We start from the raw sequence: 24,410 nt of genomic DNA on the forward strand, positions 1-24,410 counted from the left end.
CTCAGCCTCCGATGGCGCTCATGCTGCGGTCCGGCTGCACAAAGTCCGGGGCGTCCAGCCCCACGTGGTCCATGCCGTGGGCCTTGGGCTTAATCCACATGGCGTCCTGCCAGCGTTCCGCCAGCTGTTCGTCGCTGGCACCCTCGCGGAGCAGTCCCAGCAGATCCACCTCCTCGCGGGAGAACAGGCAGCTCATGATTTTGCCCTCGGCCGTGATCCGGGTCCGCCGGCAGTCTGAACAGAACGGTTCGGTGACGGAGGCGATGATTCCCACGGTTCCCAGCACCGGACCTGCGGCCTCGGCCGTGCCGGGAACCCGGGTCCGGACTTCGAAGCGCTCCGCCGGGGCGCCGTCGCGATCCCGCGGATCGGCGCTGAGCACGTAGTCGGCGGAGAGCAGCTCACGTATTTCGGCTGCGGTGATCATGTTCCGGCGCGTCCAGCCATGGTCGGCGTCGAGCGGCATCTGCTCGATGAAGCGGAGCTCGTAGCCGCGGTCCAGGGCCCAGGCCAGCAGCGCGGGGGACTCGGCATCGTTGATGCCGCGCATCAGCACCGCGTTGAGCTTGACCGGACCCAGCCCGGCGGCCCAGGCAGCGTCGACGCCGGCGAGCACCTTGTCGAGGAAGGGGCGGCGCGTGAGCTTGGCGAAGGTTTCCTCATGCAGCGAGTCAAGGGAGACGTTGATCCGGGAAAGCCCGGCGGCCTTGAGCCCGGCCGCCTTCTTGTCCAGGCCGACGGCGTTGGTGGTCATGGAGATCGGGAGCTCCGGGTGGGCCTGGCGGAGCGCGGCAATGATGTCCAACAGATCGGCCCGCACCAGCGGTTCGCCGCCGGTCAGCCTGAGTTCGCGCACGCCGAGCTGGTCGACGCCGATCCGCACGATCCGGACGATTTCCGCCGCGGACATAACGGCCTGCTTCGACAGCCATTCCAGACCCTCGGCCGGCATGCAATAGGTGCAGCGCAGATTGCACTTGTCTGTCAGCGAAAGGCGCATGTCGGTGGCGCGGCGGCCGTACCGGTCCACGAGTCCGGCGGGCATCCCGGCCGGGCGGCCCGGCAGCGGGCCAGTACCGGATTCGACCGCGCCGGAAGCATCACCGGTGGAGCCGATTCCTCCGCGCGGCTGGGGCATGCCAAGCTGAACACTCATAAAGTCAGGCTACGCCACCTTTCGGCAACCATCACTCCCGTTGCGCCCTTCGGCAATCTCGTTCCGGCCGAGCCCCCGGCCCGGCCCCCGAGGCAGTGCCGGACTGCGCCACCGAACCTATGCTGGAGACATGAACACGCTCCAGACAGCGCCGGCCCCCGCGCCCAGCGGGAACCGCCAGCTGCGCTGGTGGGCCTCGGCGGCGGGGATCGTTGCGGTCGGTACCGGCGTAGTGGTTGGCGAGGTCGCCGCCGGTCTCCTGAGTCCTTCCGTCTCGCCGATTACCGCCGTCGGGGGTGCAGTGATCGACGTCGTTCCGCCGGGAGTCAAGGACTGGGCGATCTCGCTGTTCGGCACCGCGGACAAGGTGGCGTTGCTGGGCGGAATGGCCCTTGCCATTGCCGGACTGGCGGCCCTGTCCGGTGTCCTTGAGCTGCGGCGCCGCTTCGCCGGGGCCGCCGTCATCGCGGTCTTCGGGGTCGTGGGCGTCGTGGCGGTGCTGGGACGGGCCGAGGCGACAGCGATCGCAATCCCCATCCCGCTGCTGGTCGCGGCGCTGGGGATCGCTTTGTTGCGCTCGCTGATCCGGCGGCTGCGGGAGTGGCAGGCCGGCTCCTCCGGCGCGGATCCCACAGGCGCCCCCGCGCGCCGGCGCTTCCTCCGGATGCTCGGCGGAACGGCCGCCGTCGCCGCCCTCGGCGCGGTGCTCGCCGCCACCGTGCGGGGAGGCGCCGCCGTCGTCAGCGAACTGCGCAGCAGGCTTGTGCTCCCGGCGCCCGATTCTCCCGCACCCGCGGTCCCGGCCGGAGCCGAACTGGGGCTGGACGGCATCGGCCCGCTCGTGACCCCCAATAAGGACTTCTACCGGATCGATACCGCGCTGCGGGTTCCGGTGGTGGACCCGGAGGGGTGGCGGCTCAAGGTCACCGGCCTCGTGGAGCGCGAGATCGAGCTCGACTTCGCGGCCCTGCTGGCCAAGCCCCTGATTGAACGGCACGTGACCATCGCCTGCGTCTCCAACGAAGTGGGCGGAGACCTGATCGGCAACGCCCGCTGGCTGGGCTGGCCGGTCCGGGACCTGCTGGCCCTGGCGGGCCCCAAGGCCGGTGCGGACATGGTGCTGTCCCGCAGCACGGACGGCTGGACCGCCGGCACCCCGCTGGGGGTGCTGACGGACAGCCGGGATGCCCTCCTGGCCGTCGGCATGAACGGCGAACCGCTGCCGCTGGAACACGGCTTCCCCGCACGGCTCATCGTTCCCGGCCTCTACGGCTACGTCTCGGCGACGAAATGGGTCACCGAGCTGAAGGTGACCCGCTTCGCGGATGACGTGGCGTATTGGACGCCGCGGGGCTGGAGCGCGCGCGGTCCGATCAAGACCTCCTCGCGCATCGATGTTCCGCGCGGCGGACGTCCGGTCGCCGCCGGCGATGTGGCGTTCGGCGGCGTCGCCTGGGCCCAGCACACCGGGATCGGCAAGGTGGAGCTTCGGGTCAACCGCGGCGACTGGCAGCAGGCTCAGCTGGCGCCCGGCATCTCCAAGGACACGTGGTACCAGTGGAAGCTTGCCCTGCCGCTGACGCCGGGGCAATACGAGGTGCAGGTGCGGGCCACCGACCTCGACGGCGTTCCGCAGGTGGAGGACCGCACCCCGGTGGCGCCCAGCGGAGCCACAGGCTTTCACACGGTTACAGTTGACGTGAAGTCCTAGCGAGCCGGACTCGAGCCAGCACAGGCTCACGACGAGGGGTCAGGAAACGTATGCACCGCACCCAGACACGGCGCGTCAGCGTGGAAGCGCACCGCGAGTCGGTCCGCCAACTGCTGGCCCCGCTCCGCACTCCGGACCGGATTGAGCGGCTGCCGCTGCTTGCCGCGCTCGGACAGGGACTGGCAGAGGACGTCGCCGCGCCGGTGGACCTCCCGCCGTTCGCGAACTCGCAGATGGACGGCTTTGCCATCCGCAGCGCGGACGTGGCCGACGGCGATACCGAACTGCGCGTTGTGGCGCCCATTCCCGCCGGAGCCGCTCCGGACAAACTTGCCCGCGGCACCGCCGCTCCCATCATGACCGGAGCCATGATCCCGCCGGGAGCGGACGCCGTCGTACCCATAGAGCAGGCCGTGCCCGATTTCTTTCCCGTCCCGGGGGAGCCAGCCACGGTGACCCTGCCCGCCGCCCCCGCCGGGAACTTCGTCCGCTCCGCCGGCAGCGACATCCGGGCCGGCGAACCCGCGCTTTCCGCGGGGACGTTCCTGGGGCCGGGGCAGCTGGGACTGCTGGCCGCGCTGGGGCTCACCGAGGTCGCCGTCTACCGGGTCCTGAGCATCCTGCTCGTCACCACCGGGGACGAGGTGGTGGAGCCGGGCAGCCCGCTGGGTCCGGGCAAGATCTACGATTCCAACGCCACCCTGCTCGAATCATCCATGCGCCAGGCCGGCCTCGACGTGACCCGCGCCGGGATCTCCACGGACCGGCCCGAGGAACTGGCCGGGCTGCTGCGCCTGCATGCCCCGGACGTGGACCTCATCGTCACCACCGGCGGCGTCAGCCAGGGCACCTACGAAGTGGTCCGGCAGGCAATGGAAGGCCAAGACGTCGAATTCCTCGGCGTCGCCATGCAGCCCGGCGGTCCGCAGGGCATCGGCACGTTCGACGGCGTCCCGGTCCTCGGATTTCCGGGAAACCCCGTGAGCTGCCTCGTCTCCTTCGAGATGTTCCTCCGCCCCGTGCTCGGCGAGCTGTTCGGCTCGCCGGCGCCGCGCCCGGCGGTCCGGGCCCGGCTGGCCGAAGCGCTGACGTCCCCCCGCGGCAAGCACCAGGTCCGGCGCGGCACGCTCGGGCGGGACGGGACGGTCCGGCTCGAAGGCGGCGCCGGCTCGCACCTGGTCTCCGCCCTGGCGCACTCCAACGCCCTGGTCCATGTGCCGGAGGGAATCGCTGACCTCGCCCGGGGCGCCGAGGTGGAAGTATGGATGTTGTGAACCAAGCAGAAACCCCCGCCCCGGTAAGCCCGGCCGCCGGAAAGCCGGCCCTGACCCATCTGCGCCAGGACGGCACCGCACAGATGGTCGACGTCTCCAACAAGGCCGAGACGACGCGGGAAGCCACCGCCACCGCCACGGTGCAAAGCACAGCCGAGGTCCTGGCCCTCCTCGGCTCCGGCGACCTGCCCAAGGGCGATGCCCTGGCCGTGGCCCGGATCGCCGGAATCATGGCCGCCAAGAAAACTCCCGAACTCATTCCGCTGTGCCACCCGCTCCCGATCGCCAAGGTCACGGTCGACTTCGAGCTCGACGCCGACTCGGTCACCGTCTTCGCCACGGTGAAGACCCGCGGCGTGACCGGCGTCGAAATGGAGGCGCTTACCGCCGCTTCGGTGGCGGCGCTCAGCGTGTACGACATGATTAAGGCCGTGGACAAGCACGCGGTCCTGACTGACATCAAAGTGCTGGCCAAGAGCGGCGGCAAGAGCGGGGACTGGACCTTATGAGCATGCCCGAACCACACCGCCACGGCGAAGCGACCGGGCGGAAGGCCGGCGTCGTGATCGCTTCGACCCGGGCCGCTTCCGGCGTCTACGCGGACCTCACCGGGCCCGTCATCATCGACTGGCTCACCGAACACGGCTTCGAGCCGTTCCCGACGCTCGTGGTCCCGGACGGCGCGCCGGTGGGCGCCGCGCTCCGCGCCCTGCTGACCCAGCAGCCGGCCGTCATCATCACGAGCGGCGGGACCGGCCTCAGCCCCACCGACGCCACCCCGGAACAGACCTTGCCCCTGCTGGACCGCGAGATCCCGGGCATCATGGAGGGCATCAGGAGCGCCGGAACCGCCAAGACCCCGATGGCCATGCTGAGCCGCGGCCATGCGGGGGCCGCCGGACAGACCTTCATCGTCAACCTCCCCGGATCCCCGAAGGGCGTCATGGACGGCCTGAGCGTGCTGGATCCCATCCTCGGACACCTTTGCGACCAGCTGGAAGGCAGCCATGGGCATTGAAACAGGATTTGAAGTTGTCCACGCGGTGCTGAGCGCGGAGCCCATCTCCGTGGAGCAGGCCATCGCCGCGGTCGAATCCGACACCGCCGGCGCGGTGGTCAGCTTCAGTGGCGTGGTGCGGAACCACGACGGCGGCAAACCCGTAGAGCGGCTCAGCTACAGCGCGCACCCCACCGCGCACCAGGTGATGGCCGACGTCGTCGCGGCCCTCGTCGCCGAACAGGCGGCCGCCAGCGGAACCGGCGGCGATGCCGCCGGCGGAACCGGCGGCGGGCAGCGCCAGCCGGTGCGGATCTGGGCGGCGCACCGGATCGGCATGCTGGAGATCGGCGACCCGGCGCTGGTCTGCGCCGTCTCGGCCGCGCACCGAGGCCAGGCCTTCGAGGTCTGCTCCGAGCTCGTGGACCGGATCAAGGCACAGGTTCCCGTCTGGAAGGAACAGTTCTTCACCGACGGCACGGTCGAATGGGTCGGCGCCGGCGGGTAGGAGCCGGAACGGCAGGTAACGCAGGGCCCCGGTTCATGGAGCTTCGAGCCCCGGCGGTAGGGTTGATGGCATGATCGAACAACTCGCAGTCGCCGTGCTGGGCGCGAACGGGCGCATGGGCGCCGAAGCGGTGAAGGCTGTCGACGCCGCCGCGGACCTGAAGCTGGTGGCGGCCCTCGGCCGGAACGATTCCCTCGACGCGCTCGTGGATGCCGGAGCCCGGGTCGTGGTGGACCTGACAGTCCCTGAAAGCACCGAAGCGAACGTCCGCTTCGCGGTCGAACACGGCATGCACGCCGTGGTCGGCACCACCGGCTGGGACGCGGAACGCCTGGCCCGGCTCGAGGAACTCCTCGCCGGCCAGCAGGGCGTCGGGGTCCTGATCGCCCCCAACTTCGCCCTGGGCTCGGTCCTGGCGTCGGCCTTCGCGGCCAAGGCCTCAAAGTACTTCGACTCGGTTGAAATTATTGAACTCCACCACCCGGACAAAGTGGACGCGCCTTCGGGCACGGCGGTGCGCACGGCCCAGCTGATCGCAGCGGAGCGGGCCGCCGCCGGGATCCCCGCCAGCCCGGATGCCACCACCAGCGGGCTGCCCGGCGCCCGCGGCTGCGACGTCGACGGCGTGCGGGTCCACAGCGTCCGGCTCCGCGGCCTGGTGGCCCATCAGGAAGTTCTGCTCGGCGGGCCGGGGGAGCAGCTGACCTTCCGGCACGATTCCTTCGACCGGGCCTCATTCATGCCGGGCGTGCTGCTGGGCGTCCGCAACATTGCCGCGCACCCGGGCCTCACCGTGGGCCTGGACGGCTACCTGGACCTGGGACTCTGAGCGCCGTGGCCAATATGCTCATTGCCCTGAAAGCCAACCGCACCAAGATCTGGGTGGGCGCCGTCACCCTGCTGCTGGTGTTCTACCTGGTGGTGTCCTTCCAGCGCTCGGTGCTGCTGATGTCCGACCCGAACCTGGTGGCCAAGGCCATCGGCGTGGCATACCTGGTCCTCCCGCTTGTCGGCGCCTGGGCGCTGGTCCGGGAGTTGCTGTTCGGCGCCCGCACGGAGCAGATGGCGAAAATCCTCGAGGCCGAAGGCGGCCTGCCGGAGGACACCTTGCCGCGGACCCCGGCCGGCCGGATCGTCCGGGAGGCCGCGGACCTCGAATTCGAAAAATACCGCGCGGAGACGGAAGCGGCCCCGGAGGACTGGCGCTCGTGGTTCCGGCTCAGCTGCGCCTACGACGCCTCGGGCGACCGAAAGCGGGCCCGCGCCTCGATGCGCGACGCCGTCAAGCTGTTCCGGGCCGGAACGCCGGTCACCTGACGGTCGGCTGTGCTAGCGGACTGGGCTAGCGGACTGTGCTAGCGGACTCCGGCGGGCTGCTGCCGGCCGAGCTGGTTGGCGGCATGCGCCACCCATTCAAGGGGGCCGCGCCACGAGAGCGCGGCGAAGACCGACCCGATTATCACTACGGCGGCTGCCTGCGCCCAGTAGACGCCTTCCACGGTCCAGCCGGGCCATAGGGGTTGCTCGTAGAGCGTCGCCATGACCCACAGATGGGCCGTGTAAAGGCTCAATGTAAGGGCGCCGGCGCCCCGCAGCGGGAGCAGCAGATCCAGCTCGATCCACGTGGCGAGCCGGCCCAGCAGCAGGCACAAGCCCACGACGGCGGCAGCCACCCCTGAGGTGTGCAGCAGGTCCAGCGTGGTGCCGGAGTGGGGGGCGCTGGTGGCGAGCCACCAGCCGGAGCCGGTCTGGTCCACGCCGGCAAGGTTGACCTGCAGGAGGCTCTCCAGCGGATACGACGGGTTCCGCAGGGACGCCTGCAAGGCCGCCCGGCCGCCCCAGTCCTCCATCATCACGACGCTGAACCACTTGGCCAGGACGGCCACGGCGGTTCCTCCGGCCAGCAGCAGTCCCGGCACGGCCGCCGTCGTGAGGGCCATCCGGCCGATCGCCAGACCGATCAACAGGTAGGCGATCCATTGGAAGACGGGGTAATAGCCGGTCAGGAAAAGATCGCCCAGCAGCACGCCGGGCGTGGTGAGATCCTCCCATTGCGGGTTGTGTCCCAGCTGCAGCGGAGGCTGGGCAGCCAGGAGCCAGGGACGCAGCAGGAAAGCGACGATCGGGGTGACCAGCACCCAGCCGGCTGCCAGGACCAGCAGGCGTCGGATGTCCAGCCCGAGAAACGGCAGCACGCAAAGGAACAGCACGGCGTAGTGAACCAGGATGATGGCGATGTTCACCTCAAAACCACCAATGGTCAGACCCACGGCGGCAACCACAAGAGCCCGCAACGCGATTCCCCGGCGGGCCGCCGATAACTCCCGTCCCTGCAGCGGCCGCTCCTTCCCGGTGGAAAGGGCCAACCCGATTCCCGCGAGCACGGCAAAGAGAGCCGAGGCCCGTCCGGAAAAAACGAGGCCCACCCAGGTCGGCGTGAGCTGCGCATCGCGCTCGAAAGTGAGCAGGACATGCGTGGCCATCATGCCCAGGAGCGCCAGACCCCGGGCGGCGTCGATACCGGCCAGCCGCGCCCCGGGCGCACCGCCCTTGGCGGTCCGGGAGGAAGGGGTGGTTCCGCGCTGGGTCATGGTCCGATGGTCTCATGACCGGCAGGAACTGCGCCCGCTGTGGGGCTCTGCGCCGGGAAGTTCACAGGAGCTGCACAGCCCTTGTGTTCGAATATATGTTCGAATACTATTGGGCCATGAGTACCGCACCCGAACCCGCTGACCGACCGGACGAGGCATCCGGAGTGCTCAAGGCAATGAGCCCCGGAGTGGTGGACTTCCTCTTCCGCCAGTTGGTCGCCGGAGAACCGCCGGAGGACCGCCGCTGGCAGCAGGAGGGGACTGCCCTCTCCGCCCAGGCGCCCGGGGCGGAGCTCGCCCGCCGGCTGGCCGAAACCGACCTCGACGCCCTTACCCCCACCGAACTCTTCAACTACGTGCGCGCCGCGCAGCGGCTCGCCGCCTGGGCTGAGGGCCTGCGCCAAACGGCTGTCGGACGGTATTGTGCCGCCCCGCACGGCACCGCGCCGTCGGACGCCGCGTCGCATTCCCTCGGGGCCAGGCCGTTGGCGTGAGCCGCGCCTAGGATGGCAGGGTGACCACCCCTCTGACGCTCTCCGCCGTCCAGTACGAGGCCCTCGACGGCGGCATCGCTGCCAACCTCGCCGAGCACGTCCGCCTCATCGAGGATGCGGACGACCACGGCTCGAGGCTTGTAATCTTCCCCGAGCTGTCCCTGACCGGCTATGCCCTGCAGCGGCTGTCCGACCCGGATCAATGGCTCACCGCGGCCGACAGCCGGCTCGGCGGCCTCCGCGAGATCTGCCGCCGGACCGGAATCACCGCCGTCGTCGGCGCTCCGTACAAGGAACCGGACGGCACGCCGAGGCTGGCCTCCCTCGCGGTGCATCCCTCCGGCAGTGTGGACCTCAGCTTCAAGGTGTGGCTCCACGGGGCGGAGACCGAATGGTTCACCGCGGGGGAGCGGTCGGCCGTATTGGCCCTTGATGGCTGGCGGGTCGCCCTCGCCATCTGCTACGACGCCGCCCACCCGGCACACGCCGGCGCAGCCGCGGAAGAAGGGGCGGACATCTACGCAGTCTCTGCCCTGTACGCCGCGGCGGAAGGGCGGCGGCTGGACCTTCATCTTGGCGCCCGGGCCATGGACCACCGGATGTACAGCGTCCTCGCGAACCTGGGCGGCAACACGCCCCTCGGACCCTCAGCAGGGAAGAGCGGCTTCTGGGGCCCGGACGGGTTCGTTCTCCGACAGGCCGCAGGGACCGGCACCGAGGTGCTCACCGCGACCCTGCCGCACCGCGCCGCCCGGATTTGATCTTCATCACGCCGCTGCCATTGTCCTAACACGCCGGGGACAGGGTAACGTTTTTACCATGGCTGACTCTGACATTCGCTCTTACACGTTCGGAACCCTCGTGACCGCGATGGTCACGCCTTTCACCACCGACGGTGAGGTCGACTATCGGCAGTCCGCAGAGCTGGCCAACAAGCTCGTCGAAGACGGCAACGACGCCCTCGTCATCTCCGGCACCACCGGCGAGACATCCACCCTGGAAGATGACGAAAAGGAGAAGCTGTTCCGCGTCATCGTCGAAGCCGTGGGGGACCGGGCCAAGGTGATTGCCGGAACCGGCACCAACCACACCTCGCACTCGATCGAGATGGCCAAGCGCGCCGCGAAAGCCGGAGCCCACGGCCAGCTGATCGTCACGCCGTACTACAACAAGCCCAGTCAAGCGGGCATCCAGGCCCACATCGAAGCCGTCGCCGACGCCGCCGACCTTCCCGTCATGGTCTACGACATCCCCGGCCGCGCCGGCGTCCCGATCCTGCCCGAGACCATGATCCGGATTGCGGACCACCCCAAGGTGGTTGCCCTCAAGGATGCGAAGGCGGACTTTGCCGCGGTGACCCGCGTCCTGGCCAACACCGATCTGGATGTCTACTCGGGCGACGACGGACTCACGCTGCCCTGGATGGCAGCGGGCGCCGTCGGGCTGGTCAGCGTCTCGGCCCACGTGGCCACCAAGCAGTACCGTGCGATGATCGACGCCGCACTTGCAGGCGATTTTGCGACCGCCCGCACCATACATTTCGAACTGGACCCCGTGGTCCGTGCAGTGATGACCCACATTCAGGGTGCTGTTGCTGCGAAGCAAGTTCTTAAGTGGCAGGGAGTCCTGCCCAACTCGGTTGTCCGTTTGCCCCTCGTGGAGCCGGGCGAAGCCGAGATCGAAATCATCCGCGAGGACTTGGCGGAAGCTGGACTGGTCTATTCCTGATCGGGTATTCTCCCCGATCGGCAACGACCCGTCAGGCGACCGCCTGGAAAGTAGTGCACTATGACCCAAACCGCCCTTCCCGGCCTTGTCACGCCGCCCAGACTCACCAAAGACACCCTGCGGATTGTTCCGCTCGGAGGCCTGGGCGAGATCGGCCGCAACATGACGGTCTTCGAGGTCGACGGAAAGCTGCTCATCGTTGACTGCGGCGTCCTCTTCCCCGAGGAGACGCAGCCCGGCGTCGACCTGATCCTGCCCGATTTCTCCTACATCGAGAACCGTCTTCAGGACATCGTGGCCGTCGTGCTGACCCACGGCCACGAGGACCACATCGGCGCCGTCCCTTACCTGCTGAAGCTCCGCGCGGACATCCCCCTCGTGGGCTCCACGCTGACCCTGGCCCTCATCGAGGCGAAGCTCCAGGAACACCGGATCCGGCCCCTGACCCTCACGGTCACCGAGGGTCAGGTTGAAAAGTTCGGACCGTTCGAGTGCGAGTTCGTCGCGGTGAACCACTCCATCCCCGATGCCCTTGCTGTCTTCCTGCGCACCGCGGGCGGCACCGTCCTGCACACCGGCGACTTCAAGATGGACCAGCTGCCGCTGGACGGCCGGATCACGGACCTCCGCCACTTCGCCAAGCTCGGCGAAGAAGGCGTGGACCTCTTCATGTCCGACTCCACGAACGCCGATGTTCCGGGCTTCACCACGGCCGAGAAGGAAATCGGGCCGACCCTGGACCTGGTCTTCGGGCAGGCGTCCAAGCGCATCATCGTGGCTTCGTTCTCGTCCCACGTACACCGCGTCCAGCAGGTCCTCGATGCCGCCGCCAACCATAACCGCAAGGTGGCCTTTGTGGGCCGCTCGATGGTCCGGAACATGGCCATCGCGGCCAAGCTCGGCTACCTCGAGGTGCCGGCCGGAATCCTGGTCGACGTCAAGAACATCGGCAACCTGCCGGACAACCGCGTGGTGCTGATGTCCACCGGTTCCCAGGGCGAGCCGATGGCGGCCCTGTCCCGCATGGCCAACGGCGACCACCCCGTAATCGTCGGCCAGGGCGACACCGTCGTCCTCGCCTCCAGCCTGATCCCGGGCAACGAGAACGCCGTATTCCGCATCATCAACGGCCTGCTCAAGCTCGGCGCGGACGTCATCCACAAGGGCAACGCCAAGGTCCACGTGTCCGGCCACGCCGCCGCCGGGGAACTGCTGTACTGCTACAACATCCTCGAGCCGCTCAACGCAATGCCGGTCCACGGCGAGACCCGCCACCTGATCGCCAACGGCAAGATCGCCCTGAATTCCGGCGTTCCTGAGGAGAGCATCCTGCTGGCGGACAACGGCACCGTGATTGACCTCCGCGACCACCAGGCCGACATTGTGGGCCAGGTTGAAGTCGGCTTCGTCTACGTGGACGGATCCAGCGTCGGCGAAATCACCGACGCCGATCTCAAGGACCGCCAGACCCTTGGCGATGAAGGCTTCATCTCCATCATCACGGTCATCCACCGCGCCACCGGCAAGGTCGTCTCCGGCCCGGAGATCCACGCCCGCGGCGTCGCCGAGGACGACTCGGTCTTCGACGAGATCATCCCCAAGATCAACGCCGCGCTGGAGGAGGCCGTGCTCAACCGCTCGGACCACACCACCCACCAGCTCCAGCAGGTTGTCCGCCGCGTCGTCGGCACCTGGGTCAACCGCAAGCTCCGCCGCAAGCCCCTGATCATCCCGGTGGTCCTGGAGGCGTAAGCACGCTCGGCGCGGAAATCTCCGCGCCCTGCCAAGACGGCCTTCCCGGCCCGCCCGCAGCCTCTTGGCTGGGCCGGCCAGGGAGGCCGTCTTGCGTTGTCACATCGTTGTTCCGGCGCCCGTGCGGCGCGTCTTGGCCGGCCTCGGCAGCGCAACATGGATACCGGCCTGCCCCGGAAATCCGCGGTTTTCGGGCCGACCTCCGGTACCGTGGCGTGTATGGCGACACGTACTTCCTCCGCGCCAAGAGGAAACTCAAACGGTAAATCAGGCAGCTCGACGGGCAGGGGCTCCAGCCCCGTCGCGTCCAAATCCGGCAGGTCCGGAACGGCGGGCACCGGGCGCACCCGGCAGCTGGCCGCCGTCGAACCCCGGCAGCCCTGGCTGGTGCGGGTCGTGGCCGGCGCCTGGCTCGGCATCGCCCATGTCGTGGGCGCGGGCGTCCGCCGGATCGGCTCGGACGTCAGCGACCTCGCCCCCGAGGACCGCCGCGACGGCGCCGCCCTGTTCAACCTCGCGCTTGGCGTCTTCGTCGCGACCTTCGCCTGGTGGGGCTTCCAGGGCTGGTTCCCCGACGCGGTCTACGGAATTGTCAACGGAACCTTCGGCTGGATGTCCCTGCTGCTGCCGCTCATGCTCTTCGTCTGCGCGTTCCGGCTGTTCCGGCAGCCCGACGACGGCCGCGGCAACAACAGGATCGGCATCGGCTTCCTGGTCATGACCTTCGCGGGTACCGGCCTGGCCCACATCATCGGCGGCCAGCCCACCGTCGCGGACGGATTCGACGGCCTGCGCCAGGCCGGCGGCATGCTCGGTTACCTTGCCGCCGCGCCGCTGGCGGCCATTCACACCGCCGTCCCCATTGCGGTCTACAGCCTGGTCGCCTTCACGTCACTGCTGATTGTCACGGCGACCCCCTTTGGAGCCATCCCCAGCCGGCTGCGGGGCGCCTATGAACACCTCATGGGCATTGACCTGGCGGACCACGAACCAAATGGCGAAAGCCACGACCGCAGCTACCTCTACGAGAACGAGACCCCGGCACCGGCCAGGAAAAAGCGCCGGCGCCTCTTCGGCAAGGACCCCGACGCCGAGGCCGGACTGGAGGGCTACGTCGGCGACGAGGCCTTCGAACGGGCGCTCATCGCGGACGAGGAAGCCGAGGCCGCCAGGTCCGCCAGTGGCTCCAAAACCGGCGCCAAGTCCGTCGCGCCGGGCGTGCGCCGGCCCACGCAGGCCGAGATCGCCGTCGAGAAGATCAAGGCGGCCCAGGGCCTGGGCGCCGCCGGAACAGCCGCCGGTTCCGTGGGCGAGAACGCCACCGAGGCGATTCCGCTGGTCACGCCTGGCATGGTCGCCGCGGGGTCCCTCAACCCGTCCGGGGCCCCGGGAACGGCCGACGGAAACGCCGCCGGAACCGACGGAAACGCCGCTGCCGGTCCCAAGGTCCCGTCCAACCCGGTGGCACCGGCGCCGCTGCCGACACCGATTCCGCAGCGCACGGAACAGCTCTCCCTGGCCGGGGACGTCACGTATACGCTGCCGTCATCGGACGTGCTGACGCCCGGCTCCATCCCGAAGGAACGCACCGAGGCGAACGACGCGATTGTGGCCTCCCTGACTGACACGCTGAACCAGTTCAACGTGGACGCCCAGGTCACCGGCTTCAGCCGCGGCCCCACGGTCACGCGGTACGAAATCGAACTGTCCGCGGGCACCAAGGTGGAACGCGTCACCGCGCTGTCCAAGAACATCTCCTACGCCGTGGCAAGCTCCGATGTCCGCATCCTGAGCCCCATTCCGGGCAAGTCGGCGATCGGCATCGAAATCCCCAACACGGACCGCGAGACGGTCTCGCTTGGCGATGTGCTGCGCAGCCAGAACGCCCGCCGCACGGACCACCCCATGGTTATGGGCGTCGGCAAGGACGTCGAGGGCGGCTACGTCGTCGCGAACCTCGCCAAGATGCCGCACCTTCTGGTGGCAGGCGCCACCGGCGCCGGCAAGTCCTCGTTCGTGAACTCGATGATCACCTCCATCCTCATGCGGGCCACGCCGGACGAGGTCCGCATGGTCATGGTGGACCCCAAGCGCGTGGAACTCACCGCCTACGAAGGCGTCCCGCACCTCATCACGCCGATCATCACGAACCCCAAGAAGGCCGCCGAAGCGCTGCAGTGGGTGGTCCGGGAGATGGACGCCCGCTACGACGACCTCGCCAATTACGGCTTCAAGCACATCGACGACTTCAACAAGGCCGTCCGGGCCGGCAAGGTCCACCCGCCGGAGGGTTCCAAGCGGGTCATCCGGCCATACCCGTACCTGCTGGTGATCGTGGACGAACTCGCCGACCTCATGATGGTGGCCCCGCGCGACGTCGAAGACTCGATCGTCCGCATCACCCAGCTGGCCCGCGCGGCCGGCATCCACCTGGTGCTCGCCACCCAGCGCCCGTCCGTGGACGTCGTCACCGGCCTGATCAAGGCCAACGTGCCCTCCCGGATGGCGTTCGCGACCTCGTCCGTCACCGACTCCCGCGTGGTCCTGGACCAGCCCGGCGCCGAGAAACTCATCGGCCAGGGCGACGCGCTCTTCCTGCCGATGGGGGCCTCCAAGGCGATGCGTGTCCAGGGCGCCTGGGTCACCGAGTCTGAAATCCACAAAGTGGTCGAACACGTCAAGGGCCAGCTCAAGGCGGTCTACCGTGACGACGTCGCCCCGGAGGCGCAGAAGAAGCAGATCGACGACGACATCGGGGACGATCTCGAGGTGCTGCTGCAGGCCACCGAACTGGTGGTCACCACGCAGTTCGGTTCGACGTCAATGCTGCAGCGCAAGCTCCGCGTCGGCTTCGCCAAGGCGGGGCGCCTGATGGACCTGCTCGAATCCAGGGGGGTGGTGGGCCCTTCCGAGGGTTCCAAGGCCCGCGACGTCCTGGTGAAGCCGGACGACCTCGCCGCCGTCCTGGCCGCGATGAAGGGCCAGGACGGCCCGGTGACCGCGGATTCCCAGACCGCGGCGCTCAGCGACAACGCCAACGCCAACATCGCCCAGGGCGGCTACGCGGAGGACCTCGTGGCGGCGGATCTGGAGAACCGCACGCAAAGCGTGCAGTACTTCGACGGCGCGGACGGCGGCTCCGGGGATTCCTCGGGGGAGGACGACGACGGCTCCGAGGACGCCTGGTCGCTCACCGGACGGTAGCCTAGGAAGGTGACTAGCGCCGAAGCAAAGAGTCCCGGGTCCGCCGCGCGGATCTGGAACCTGCCCAACATCCTGACGATGCTGCGGATTGTGCTGGTGCCGTTCTTCATCTGGTTCCTCGTCGCCGACGCCCCCGGGCTGGACAGCCAGAACGGCGTCTGGCGCTGGGTGGCGGCCGCGACTTTCGCTGTCGCCATCTACACGGACAAGCTCGACGGCGACATCGCCCGCAGCCGCGGACTCATCACCGATTTCGGCAAGATCGCCGACCCGATTGCTGACAAGCTGTTGATCGGCTCCGCGCTGGTCATGCTGTCCCTGCTCCAGGAACTGCCCTGGTGGGTCACCATCCTGATCCTGGTCCGCGAATGGGGGGTCACCGCCCTGCGCTTCTTCGTCATCCGCTACGGCGTGATCCCTGCCTCCCGGGGCGGCAAGCTCAAGACGGTCGTCCAGACGGCCGCAATTTTCCTGTACGTCATTCCGCTCGCCTCCCTCGCGCCGTGGCTGGGCGCCGTGGCCTTTGCCGTCATGATGGCGGCCGTGGCCATCACGGTCTGGACGGGCGCGGAATATGTTCTCGAAGCCCTGAAGCTGCGCGCGAGCGGCCTCCGGGCACGGCAGCAGATCCAGGAGGGCAAGAAATGACCACTCTGCATCCGAATCTCCACCGCATCGCCGGCGAGGCCGTGGCCGGGGCAATCGAGCGTGGCCTGACCGTCGCCACCGCCGAGTCGCTCACCGCCGGCATGGTTGCCGCTGTCCTGGCCGATATCCCGGGCGCCTCCGGGATGCTGCAGGGCGGCGTGGTGTCCTACCAGAATTCGGTCAAGGCCGATGTGCTCGGCGTGCCCCGGGAACTCCTCGACACCGTCGGTGCCGTCGACGGGCAGGTTGCCGCGGCGATGGCCGACGGCGCCCGCCGGATCTGTGGCGCCGACATTGGGGTGTCCACCACCGGCGTCGCCGGCCCGGATTCGCACGGCGGCAAGGACGTCGGCGCCGTGTATGTCGGCATTGCGACGGCGGACGGTTCGACGTCGTACTCCTACAGCTTCGACGGAAACCGGCCCGAGATCCGCGCCCTTGCCTGTGCGGCGGCGCTGGAGCGCCTGCTGGAAGTGCTGGCGCCGGGAAGTTACCGGGCGTAAAGTTGCCGGGAACAAAAGTTGATTCCTAATAGTTGTTACATTGTGTCGCCTCCGAATATGGGAGGCGCCTAGGATGAAGGAATCAATAGTTCGCCTCAAGTGGCGGATTTAACAAACGAGGGAGCAAGGCGATACAGATGGTAAAGCAGCCCGTATCCGTAAACGGCGTTGTCCGCTGGAAGGATGTGGGCCTCGCCGATCAGGCTAAGAGCGAACAGAAGGAGCGCAAGATGGTTGTACTTCGTCACGAAATCGGTGATGTTCTGCGCGATGTCCGCCAACGCCAAGGCCGTACCCTCCGCGAAGTCTCGCACAGTGCCCGTGTTTCTCTGGGCTACCTGAGTGAAGTGGAACGCGGCCAGAAGGAAGCCTCCTCGGAGCTCCTTTCCTCGATCTGCTCGGCCCTCGATGTTCCGCTCTCCAGCATGCTCCGCGAAGTCAGCGACCGCGTCGCCGTCGCCGAGGGTGTAGCAGTTCCGGACACCGTTCCGCAGGAGTTCGCACAGCGCTACGGCCGTGACCTGGACCGTGAGCTCAACTCGGACCTGAACGACGAGTTGGCCAAGGGCCTTCTCTCCGGGGCACGTTAGCCCCGACCCCAATTCGATCCAAAGGTCCCCGGCGGTGTGCCGGGGACCTTTTGCGTGCCCTTACCCGCCCGATGTAACACTTCGCGGCAATGTTTCGCGGCGGCACTGCCGTGAACTGTCCGCTCGCGTGCCGGCGCACGCGATGGCTCTTAGGCGGACTCGTCCCGGGGGAAGCCGTCGGGTTCGTAGGTGGCGTTGAGCTTGCCCATGTAGGCGGCCAGTGCCTGCAGGTCCTCGGCCGGCCACTCGGAGAGCCGCTCCCGAAAAAGCTCGCGGCGGGCGTCCTGGACCTGGTGCATCTTGTCCTCGCCCTTGGCCGTCAGCCGGATCGACTGCGCGCGGCCATCGAGGGGATCAGCTTCCTTGGCAATCAGGCCGAGATTTTCCAGGAAGGCAATCTGCCGGCTCACGGAAGGCTTGCCGACGCCGATGCAGGAGGCCAGCTCGGTCAAGCGGATCGGACCCTTCCGCCGGATCACGCTCAGCAGGCCGTAGGCGGCCGGCTCCATATCCGGATGAACCTGACGTGAAAGCTGCTGGGAGACGGAACGGGCGCGGCGCAAGAACAGGCTCAGCTGATGTTCAACAGCGGTCAGTGCCGCGTCTGCGGGATCCTCGGCGCTACCGGGAATGTCAGCTGCATTTCCGGGGGCCCCGGCTGGGTTGCTCATGGCAACCATTCTAGAGTCCCGCACCGTGAGAGACTTTATTCGTGCGAATCAGTGACTTTTGGCGGCTCATGGACGATGAATTCGGAGCAGGCTATTCCCGGGTTCTCAGCAGCAGCCTCGTCCTCGCCGGCGTCGGCGGCCGAACCGCGGACCAGGCACTCCGGGCCGGGATACCGCCGCGGCAGGTCTGGCTGGCGTTGTGCGACGTGCAGGATGTGCCGCCCGAGCGCCGCCTGGGCCGGGATATCAAACCGCGCTGACCGTTGCCGATCCGCCGCTCGAAAACCAAGCTTGCCGCTGACACGCCGCCCCATTTGTTCGAATACCTGTTCGGGTGGGACTATGCTTTTTCTAGAGTGTTTTCCACATACGCGACGCCCGCCGGCAACTCTGTCGGTGGGTAGAAGTAGCGTCAGTGATGACAGGTCAGCGATGACAGACGAAGGGCCGAAACGGCCACTCCACAGCGAGAAAGCATTAGAGGTGTGAACCATGGCCGCAGCCCCGGATCGCCAGAAAGCGCTCGACGCAGCGCTTGCCCAGATTGACAAGCAGTTCGGCAAGGGCTCGGTCATGCGCCTGGGCGACGAAGTCCGAGCTCCCATCGAGGTCATTCCGACCGGCTCCATCGCCCTGGACGTAGCGCTGGGAATTGGCGGGCTGCCCCGCGGCCGTGTCGTTGAGATCTATGGTCCGGAATCCTCCGGTAAGACCACCGTTGCCCTGCACGCGGTGGCCAATGCCCAGCGTCTCGGCGGTATCGCCGCCTTCATCGACGCCGAGCACGCCCTGGATCCGGAGTACGCAGCCAAGCTGGGCGTCGACACCGACGCCCTTCTCGTTTCGCAGCCGGACACCGGTGAGCAGGCCCTGGAAATCATGGATATGCTGATCGGCTCCGGCTCGCTGGACGTCATCGTCATCGACTCCGTCGCCGCCCTGGTTCCCCGCGCGGAAATCGAAGGCGACATGGGTGACAGCCACGTCGGACTCCAGGCCCGCCTCATGAGCCAGGCCCTGCGTAAGATCACCGGGCGCCTCAGCCAGACCAAGACCACGGCCATCTTCATCAACCAGTTGCGCGAAAAGATCGGTGTGTTCTTCGGCTCCCCGGAAACCACCACCGGTGGTAAGGCCCTGAAGTTCTACGCGTCCATTCGCATCGACGTCCGCCGGATCCAGACCCTCAAGGAGGGCGCGGACTCGGTCGGTAACCGCACCAAGGCCAAGATCGTCAAGAACAAGATGGCCCCGCCCTTCAAGATCGCCGAATTCGACATCATCTACGGTCAGGGCATCTCCCGCGAGGGCGGCATCATTGACATGGGTGTCGAGCACGGCCTGATCAAGAAGTCGGGCTCCTGGTTCACCTACGACGGCGATCAGTTGGGCCAGGGCATGGAGAACTCGCGCCGCTTCCTGCGCGACAACCCTGAGCTTGCCTCCGAACTGGAGCGTCTCATCAAGGAAAAGCTTGGCGTCGGCGTGAAGGCCCCGGCCGAGACCGAAGCATCACCGAAGCTGAAGGCCGTTGACGGGTTCTAACCGCCGACGGCGCCAGGGGGCAGGATCCGCAGCGCCGGATCCTGCCGCCGGCTTCGACGACGATGGTGCATCTGCACCCGCAGGCGCACTGGCCGGTGCACGGGCCGGTGCTGACGGCCGGCGTCGGCGCTCGGGCCCCACGCCCGAGCAGGACCACGACGCCGATCCGGCTGCGGTAGCCCGCGCCATCGTGCTGCGGCAGCTGACAACTTCGCCCAAGAGCAGGCTGCAGCTCGCCCGCAAGCTGGCCGAACGCAACATCCCCGAGGACGTCGCCGAGGCCGTGCTGGACCGCTTCGAGGAAGTCAGGCTGGTCGACGACGCGGAGTTTGCCGACATGTGGGTCCGCGGCAGGTCGCAGAGCCGGAAGCTGGCCAAGGGTGCGCTGCGGCGGGAACTCGCGGACAAAGGCATTGACGCCGAAGTGGCCGCCGTGGCGTTGGAACAGCTCAGCGACGAGGACGAGGAAGCGGCGGCCCGGGAGCTCGTCGAGCGCAAACTCCGGGGCGCTACCGGGCTGGATGACCGCCAGCTGCGGGACAAGACCACGCGCCGGCTGGCCTCCATGCTTGCGCGCAAGGGATATCAGCGCTCGCAGGCCTTCCGGATCGTGGGTGAGGTCCTCGACGCGGCCGCGGTCCGTGCCGAAGCCGAAGCCTAGCCCGGCCCCGTACCGGTAACCGGAGGCTGCAAGGGACCGGCTGCCCGTGCGGGCCGCCGGGCCCGCGCGGGCAGGGCCCGGACCCGTTACCCTTAACAGGTGAGTTTGACCATTCCTTCCCCAGCATCCGGCAGCATCCCTTCTCTGGGCGCCATCCCTTCCCTGGGCGCCATCCCTTCTCTGGACACTGCGCCGGCATCGGACGCCGCGCAGCCCCGTACCTACCAGGTGCGCACCTTCGGCTGCCAGATGAACGTCCACGATTCCGAGCGGATGTCCGGGATGCTCGAAGCCGCCGGTTACGTCCCGGCCGCCGGGGAACTGGCCGACGTCGTGGTCTTCAACACGTGCGCGGTCCGGGAGAACGCCGACAACAAGCTCTACGGTAACCTCGGCATCCTCGCTCCGATCAAGGCCGCCAACCCCGGCATGCAGATTGCCGTCGGCGGCTGCCTGGCCCAGAAGGACCGCGAAACCATCCTGAAGAAGGCCCCGTGGGTCGACGCCGTCTTCGGCACGCACAACGTCGGCGCCCTGCCCGCACTGCTGGACCGGGCGCGCCACAACAACGAGGCGCAGCTGGAAATCCTCGAATCGCTCGACGTCTTCCCGTCCACCCTGCCCACCAAACGCGATTCGGTCTATGCCGGCTGGGTGTCGATCTCCGTGGGCTGCAACAACACCTGCACGTTCTGCATCGTCCCGGCTCTGCGCGGCAAGGAGAAGGACCGCCGCCCCGGCGACATCCTCGCCGAGATTCAGGCCCTTGTGGACGACGGCGCCATCGAGGTCACCCTGCTGGGCCAGAACGTGAACTCCTACGGCGTCGAATTCGGCGACCGGCAGGCCTTCTCCAAGCTCCTCCGCGCCTGCGGGGACATCCCGGGGCTGGAACGCGTCCGGTTCACCAGCCCGCACCCGGCCGCCTTCACGGATGACGTGATCGACGCCATGGCAGAGACCGCCAACGTCATGCCGCAGCTGCATATGCCACTGCAGTCCGGCTCGGACAAGGTCCTCAAGGACATGCGGCGCTCATACCGCTCGACGAAGTTCCTCGGGATTCTGGACAAGGTCCGCGCAAAGATCCCGCACGCCGCCATCTCCACCGACATCATCGTCGGCTTCCCCGGCGAGACCGAGGAGGACTTCCAGGCCACGCTCGACGTCGTGGAGCAGTCACGCTTCGCCACTGCCTTCACCTTCCAGTACTCCAAGCGTCCCGGCACCCCGGCAGCGGACCTCCCGGACCAGCTCCCCAAGGCCGTGGTCCAGGAACGCTTCGAACGCCTCACCGCCCTGCAGGACCGGATCGCCGCCGAGGAAAACGCCCGCCAGCTGGGCCGCCGCGTCGAGGTCATGGTCACCGCCCGCTCCGGCCGCAAAGCCGAGGAAACCCACAGGCTCTCCGGCCGCGCCCAGGACCAGCGGCTGGTGCACTTCTCCGTCCCGGCCGGCGCCGAAGCGCCGCGCCCCGGTGACCTCGTGACGGTGACTATCACCGAGGCCGCGGCCTTCCACCTCGTGGCCGATCCGGTGTCGGCGGACGACTACAGCCTCCGCCGTTCCCGCGCCGGGGACGCCTGGGACAGGTCACAGGCGGATTCCTGCGGTGCTCCCGCGCCGGGCGCCGCCGGCAAGACCGGCGTATCCCTGGGCATGCCCACCCTCCCGGTCCGCGGCCGCTAACCCGGTGGCAGGTCCCCAGGACAGCGCCGGGAGCCAAGCTCAGGACACTGCGGCGGGATCACCGCCAGCCCCTCCGGTGGTCGCCGTCGTCGGGCCGACGGGTTCCGGCAAGTCTGACCTCGCCGTTTCGCTCGCCCTGCAGCTCGACGGCGAAGTCCTCAACGCCGATTCGATGCAGTTCTACCGCGGCATGGACATCGGCACCGCCAAGATCACCGAGGCCGAACGCAGGGGAGTGCCGCACCATCTCCTGGACACCCTGGACGTGACCGAGGAAGCCAGCGTCTCGGACTTCCAGCAGCAGGCCCGCGCCCTGATTGCCGACATCCACGCCCGCGGCAAACGCGCCATCCTGGCCGGCGGTTCCGGGCTCTACGTCCGCGCCGCGCTGGACGTGCTGGAATTCCCGGGCACCGACCCGGCCGTCCGCCGCCGGCTGGAGGCGGAACTCGAATCCGCCGGGCCCGCCCCGCTCCGGGCCAGGCTGGAGGCCGTGGATCCGGTGTCGGCCGGCCGGCTGGGCGACGCACGCCGGATCATTCGGGCCCTCGAGGTCCATGAACTGACCGGGCGGCCCTTCAGCTCCTTCATGCCCACCCGGCAGTACTTCCAGCCCGCCGTTCAGATCGGCCTTGCCGTGGACCGCGAGCAGCTCCGGGAGCGGCTCGCCCGCCGCGTGCACACCATGGTGGAGCGGGGACTGCTTGACGAGATCCGGCACCTCGACGCTGTTGGGCTGCGCCTCGGCAGGACCGCCCCCCGGGCCCTCGGCTACGCCCAGTTCCTCAAAGTCCTCGACGGTGAGGCTGACGTCGGACAGGCAGCCGAGGAGACCATCGTCGCGACCCGGCAGTTTGCCCGCCGGCAGCTGACGTGGTTCCGCGCGGACCCCCGGATCCAGTGGCTGGACTGGCAGGACCCGGAACTCGTGGCCAAGGCCGCCGCGGCCTGCACACCCGGAGCGTCCGGCAGGCCGGGATTGTCGGGCAGTCCGGACGCGTCGGGCGGTCCGGACCCGGCGCAGCAACCGGAACGGTAACCTTGGAGTATGGACGAAACCCTGGCCGTGGCCGCTGACCGGAACGCAGAAACCAACACGGCAGCGCTCAGCGGCCTTAAGTTTTCCAAAGGCCACGGAACCGGCAACGACTTCGTGCTTCTCGCGGACCCGCACGGTACGCTCTCCGTCACCCCGGAGCAGGTGGCCGCGCTCTGCGACCGGCACCGCGGCATCGGAGGAGATGGCCTCATCCGCGCCGTCCCGTCCGGCCTGCTCCCCGAGGGCCAGGAACTGCTTCGGGAACACCCGGACGCGGAGTGGTTCATGGATTATCGGAACGGAGACGGCTCGCTGTCGGAAATGTGCGGCAATGGGGTCCGTGTTTTCGTGCACTTCCTGATCACCGAGGGCCTGGTGGAGCTGCCCGCCGGGGACTCCCTGACCATCGGCACCCGCGGTGGCGCCAAGACGATCGTTCGCACCGCGGCCGGTTACGCCGTCGACATGGGCCCCTGGGAGTTCATTTTTCCGGGGGAAGCCACGGCACGCGCAATGGACTCGCTCGTCAGTGCGCACGGCCTGGAGGTCGCCCGGCCCGCTCTTTCGGTGAGCATGGGGAACCCGCACACCGTCGTGGCGCTGGCCGAGCTGGCCGAACTGGAGGCCACACAGCTGTTTACCGCGCCCCATGTGGACCCGATCCCGACCGCCGGCACGAATGTCGAGTTTGTCGTGCCGTCCGAGCCGCTGGTCCATGACGGCGTCGGAACGATCACCATGCGCGTGCACGAGCGGGGCGTGGGGGAGACGCAGTCCTGCGGTACCGGCGCCTGCGCGGCCGCCGTCGCCATCCGGCACTGGGCAGGCCAGGGCGCCCCCGACACCTGGAAGGTCAAGGTGCCCGGCGGCGTTGTCGGCGTGAAGTTCTTCCTCGGCGCGGAAGGCCATGAGCACGTCGAGCTCAGCGGTCCGGCCGTAATCGTGGCTAGTGGGACGCTTTCCTGACCCGCAGGATGCGGAAGGACTTCGAAGTGCTTTCCCGCGTCACGGTGAAGCTGCCATCCAGCTCGGCTGCCAGCCAGCGCTGAAGCGAATCGGATCCCAGGTTCTTCTGGACCACGAGCCACGCTGACCCGCCCGGGGCGAGCCGCGGCAGCCAGTGGAGCAGCAGGGCGTGCAGCTCATCCTTGCCGATCCGGATGGGCGGGTTGGACCAGATGGTGTCGAAGCGCAGCTCCGGATCAACGGCGTCGGGCGTGCTGGCGGTGACATTACCCAGCCCCAGGATGGCCGCGTTCTCGTTTGTCAGGGTCACGCAGCGCTCGTTGACGTCGACCGCGTAAACGCGGGAGTGCGGTGCGCGCAGCGCCAGGGTCAGCGCGATCGGCCCCCAGCCGCAGCCGATATCCAGGAGGTTTCCCTGCGGCGCCGGGGCAGGCGCTTCGGCCAGCAGGACGGCCGTTCCCTTGTCGATGCCGTCCGGGCTGAAGATGCCCGAGGACGTCTGCAGTTGGCGCGTCCCGCCTGCCAGCTCCACGGTCAATGGCTTCCGGGTGAAGGGCCCGGCCGGCTGGGCGCTGAAATAATGTGCAGACTCCATAACTTGCCAGATTAGTTGGCTCTCGGCCGCTATGGGAAACCGGTGGGCAAGCTCACGCGCCCGCGATGACCCGGCGGGCCGATGCGGA

The 24,410-nt window shown here is 68.3% G+C and carries 25 protein-coding genes; 21 read left to right on the forward strand and 4 right to left on the reverse strand.

Features of this window, described 5'->3' with window-relative positions; genetic code table 11:
- Window position 1 precedes the first annotated feature (1 nt).
- Window positions 2-1,156: a GTP 3',8-cyclase MoaA gene (moaA, locus tag OM977_RS06800; protein ID WP_264356737.1), complete on the reverse strand. Its 1,155-nt coding sequence runs from the start codon at window positions 1,154-1,156 to the stop codon at window positions 2-4.
- Window positions 1,157-1,286: 130 nt separating this feature from the next.
- Between moaA and OM977_RS06805 the strand changes: the two genes are divergently transcribed.
- The 7 genes from OM977_RS06805 to OM977_RS06835 all read left to right on the forward strand — a co-directional run bounded on the left by OM977_RS06805 (window position 1,287) and on the right by OM977_RS06835 (window position 6,963).
- Entirely contained in the window at window positions 1,287-2,867 is a 1,581-nt protein-coding gene (locus tag OM977_RS06805; protein ID WP_264356738.1) for a molybdopterin-dependent oxidoreductase, read from the forward strand.
- Window positions 2,868-2,917: 50 nt separating this feature from the next.
- Window positions 2,918-4,141, forward strand: a complete 1,224-nt coding sequence (locus OM977_RS06810; protein WP_264356739.1) for a molybdopterin molybdotransferase MoeA — start codon at window positions 2,918-2,920, stop codon at window positions 4,139-4,141.
- Window positions 4,129-4,650: a cyclic pyranopterin monophosphate synthase MoaC gene (moaC, locus tag OM977_RS06815; protein WP_270103239.1), complete on the forward strand. Its 522-nt coding sequence runs from the start codon at window positions 4,129-4,131 to the stop codon at window positions 4,648-4,650. The genes OM977_RS06810 and moaC overlap by 13 nt, the downstream gene beginning before the upstream one ends.
- A complete protein-coding gene (locus OM977_RS06820; protein ID WP_264356740.1) occupies window positions 4,647-5,159 on the forward strand; it encodes a MogA/MoaB family molybdenum cofactor biosynthesis protein in 513 nt (170 codons plus the stop codon). The genes moaC and OM977_RS06820 overlap by 4 nt, the downstream gene beginning before the upstream one ends.
- Window positions 5,149-5,646 carry a molybdenum cofactor biosynthesis protein MoaE gene (locus OM977_RS06825; protein ID WP_264356741.1) on the forward strand — a complete coding sequence of 166 codons (498 nt, stop codon included), beginning with the start codon at window positions 5,149-5,151 and terminating at the stop codon, window positions 5,644-5,646. The genes OM977_RS06820 and OM977_RS06825 overlap by 11 nt, the downstream gene beginning before the upstream one ends.
- Window positions 5,647-5,716: 70 nt before the next feature.
- Window positions 5,717-6,475: a 4-hydroxy-tetrahydrodipicolinate reductase gene (dapB, locus tag OM977_RS06830; protein WP_264356742.1), complete on the forward strand. Its 759-nt coding sequence runs from the start codon at window positions 5,717-5,719 to the stop codon at window positions 6,473-6,475.
- Between the two features lie 5 nt (window positions 6,476-6,480).
- Window positions 6,481-6,963 carry a hypothetical protein gene (locus OM977_RS06835; protein WP_264356743.1) on the forward strand — a complete coding sequence of 161 codons (483 nt, stop codon included), beginning with the start codon at window positions 6,481-6,483 and terminating at the stop codon, window positions 6,961-6,963.
- 38 nt (window positions 6,964-7,001) lie between these two features.
- Here OM977_RS06835 and OM977_RS06840 read toward each other — a convergent pair whose 3' ends face one another.
- Complete coding sequence (locus OM977_RS06840; protein ID WP_264356744.1) at window positions 7,002-8,237, reverse strand: DUF1624 domain-containing protein; 1,236 nt, start codon at window positions 8,235-8,237, stop codon at window positions 7,002-7,004.
- A 116-nt stretch (window positions 8,238-8,353) separates the two neighbouring features.
- Between OM977_RS06840 and OM977_RS06845 the strand changes: the two genes are divergently transcribed.
- The 8 genes from OM977_RS06845 (at window position 8,354) to OM977_RS06880 (ending at window position 17,156) form a co-directional block, all read left to right on the forward strand.
- Entirely contained in the window at window positions 8,354-8,731 is a 378-nt protein-coding gene (locus tag OM977_RS06845; RefSeq protein WP_264356745.1) for a hypothetical protein, read from the forward strand.
- A gap of 20 nt (window positions 8,732-8,751) precedes the next feature.
- A complete protein-coding gene (locus OM977_RS06850) occupies window positions 8,752-9,492 on the forward strand; it encodes a carbon-nitrogen hydrolase family protein (RefSeq protein WP_264356746.1) in 741 nt (246 codons plus the stop codon).
- A 58-nt stretch (window positions 9,493-9,550) separates the two neighbouring features.
- Window positions 9,551-10,459, forward strand: a complete 909-nt coding sequence (gene dapA, locus OM977_RS06855; RefSeq protein ID WP_264356747.1) for a 4-hydroxy-tetrahydrodipicolinate synthase — start codon at window positions 9,551-9,553, stop codon at window positions 10,457-10,459.
- Between the two features lie 60 nt (window positions 10,460-10,519).
- Window positions 10,520-12,211 carry a ribonuclease J gene (locus OM977_RS06860; RefSeq protein ID WP_264356748.1) on the forward strand — a complete coding sequence of 564 codons (1,692 nt, stop codon included), beginning with the start codon at window positions 10,520-10,522 and terminating at the stop codon, window positions 12,209-12,211.
- Window positions 12,212-12,430: 219 nt separating this feature from the next.
- The gene (locus OM977_RS06865; protein ID WP_264356749.1) at window positions 12,431-15,415 is read left to right on the forward strand and encodes an FtsK/SpoIIIE family DNA translocase; all 2,985 of its coding nucleotides are present in this window, start codon (window positions 12,431-12,433) and stop codon (window positions 15,413-15,415) included.
- Between the two features lie 9 nt (window positions 15,416-15,424).
- Entirely contained in the window at window positions 15,425-16,063 is a 639-nt protein-coding gene (gene pgsA, locus OM977_RS06870; protein ID WP_264356750.1) for a CDP-diacylglycerol--glycerol-3-phosphate 3-phosphatidyltransferase, read from the forward strand.
- Window positions 16,060-16,566, forward strand: a complete 507-nt coding sequence (locus OM977_RS06875) for a CinA family protein (protein ID WP_264356751.1) — start codon at window positions 16,060-16,062, stop codon at window positions 16,564-16,566. The genes pgsA and OM977_RS06875 overlap by 4 nt, the downstream gene beginning before the upstream one ends.
- Window positions 16,567-16,703: 137 nt before the next feature.
- Window positions 16,704-17,156 (forward strand): helix-turn-helix domain-containing protein, encoded by a 453-nt coding sequence (locus OM977_RS06880; RefSeq protein WP_066434909.1) that lies wholly within the window; start codon window positions 16,704-16,706, stop codon window positions 17,154-17,156.
- Window positions 17,157-17,305: 149 nt separating this feature from the next.
- On the opposite strand, the gene OM977_RS06885 is transcribed toward OM977_RS06880, so the two are convergent.
- A complete protein-coding gene (locus OM977_RS06885) occupies window positions 17,306-17,827 on the reverse strand; it encodes a MarR family winged helix-turn-helix transcriptional regulator (RefSeq protein ID WP_264356752.1) in 522 nt (173 codons plus the stop codon).
- A gap of 41 nt (window positions 17,828-17,868) precedes the next feature.
- On the opposite strand from OM977_RS06885, the gene OM977_RS06890 reads away from it, so the two are divergent.
- The 6 genes from OM977_RS06890 to dapF all read left to right on the forward strand — a co-directional run bounded on the left by OM977_RS06890 (window position 17,869) and on the right by dapF (window position 23,727).
- Window positions 17,869-18,087 (forward strand): DUF3046 domain-containing protein, encoded by a 219-nt coding sequence (locus OM977_RS06890; RefSeq protein ID WP_264356753.1) that lies wholly within the window; start codon window positions 17,869-17,871, stop codon window positions 18,085-18,087.
- Window positions 18,088-18,319: 232 nt separating this feature from the next.
- A complete protein-coding gene (gene recA / locus OM977_RS06895; RefSeq protein WP_264356754.1) occupies window positions 18,320-19,372 on the forward strand; it encodes a recombinase RecA in 1,053 nt (350 codons plus the stop codon).
- Window positions 19,373-19,559: 187 nt separating this feature from the next.
- Window positions 19,560-20,033, forward strand: a complete 474-nt coding sequence (locus OM977_RS06900; protein WP_264357337.1) for a regulatory protein RecX — start codon at window positions 19,560-19,562, stop codon at window positions 20,031-20,033.
- A gap of 99 nt (window positions 20,034-20,132) precedes the next feature.
- A complete protein-coding gene (gene miaB / locus OM977_RS06905; protein ID WP_264356755.1) occupies window positions 20,133-21,722 on the forward strand; it encodes a tRNA (N6-isopentenyl adenosine(37)-C2)-methylthiotransferase MiaB in 1,590 nt (529 codons plus the stop codon).
- Window positions 21,723-21,798: 76 nt separating this feature from the next.
- Complete coding sequence (gene miaA / locus OM977_RS06910; protein WP_264357338.1) at window positions 21,799-22,761, forward strand: tRNA (adenosine(37)-N6)-dimethylallyltransferase MiaA; 963 nt, start codon at window positions 21,799-21,801, stop codon at window positions 22,759-22,761.
- 9 nt (window positions 22,762-22,770) lie between these two features.
- Window positions 22,771-23,727 carry a diaminopimelate epimerase gene (dapF, locus tag OM977_RS06915; protein ID WP_264356756.1) on the forward strand — a complete coding sequence of 319 codons (957 nt, stop codon included), beginning with the start codon at window positions 22,771-22,773 and terminating at the stop codon, window positions 23,725-23,727.
- On the opposite strand, the gene OM977_RS06920 is transcribed toward dapF, so the two are convergent.
- On the reverse strand, window positions 23,708-24,322 hold the full coding sequence (locus tag OM977_RS06920) for a class I SAM-dependent methyltransferase (RefSeq protein WP_264356757.1): 615 nt from the start codon (window positions 24,320-24,322) through the stop codon (window positions 23,708-23,710). The genes dapF and OM977_RS06920 overlap by 20 nt on opposite strands.
- Between the last annotated feature and the right edge of the window lie 88 nt (window positions 24,323-24,410).

Origin of the sequence: Pseudarthrobacter sp. MM222 (assembly GCF_947090775.1) — a bacterium.
Classification (GTDB): domain Bacteria; phylum Actinomycetota; class Actinomycetes; order Actinomycetales; family Micrococcaceae; genus Arthrobacter.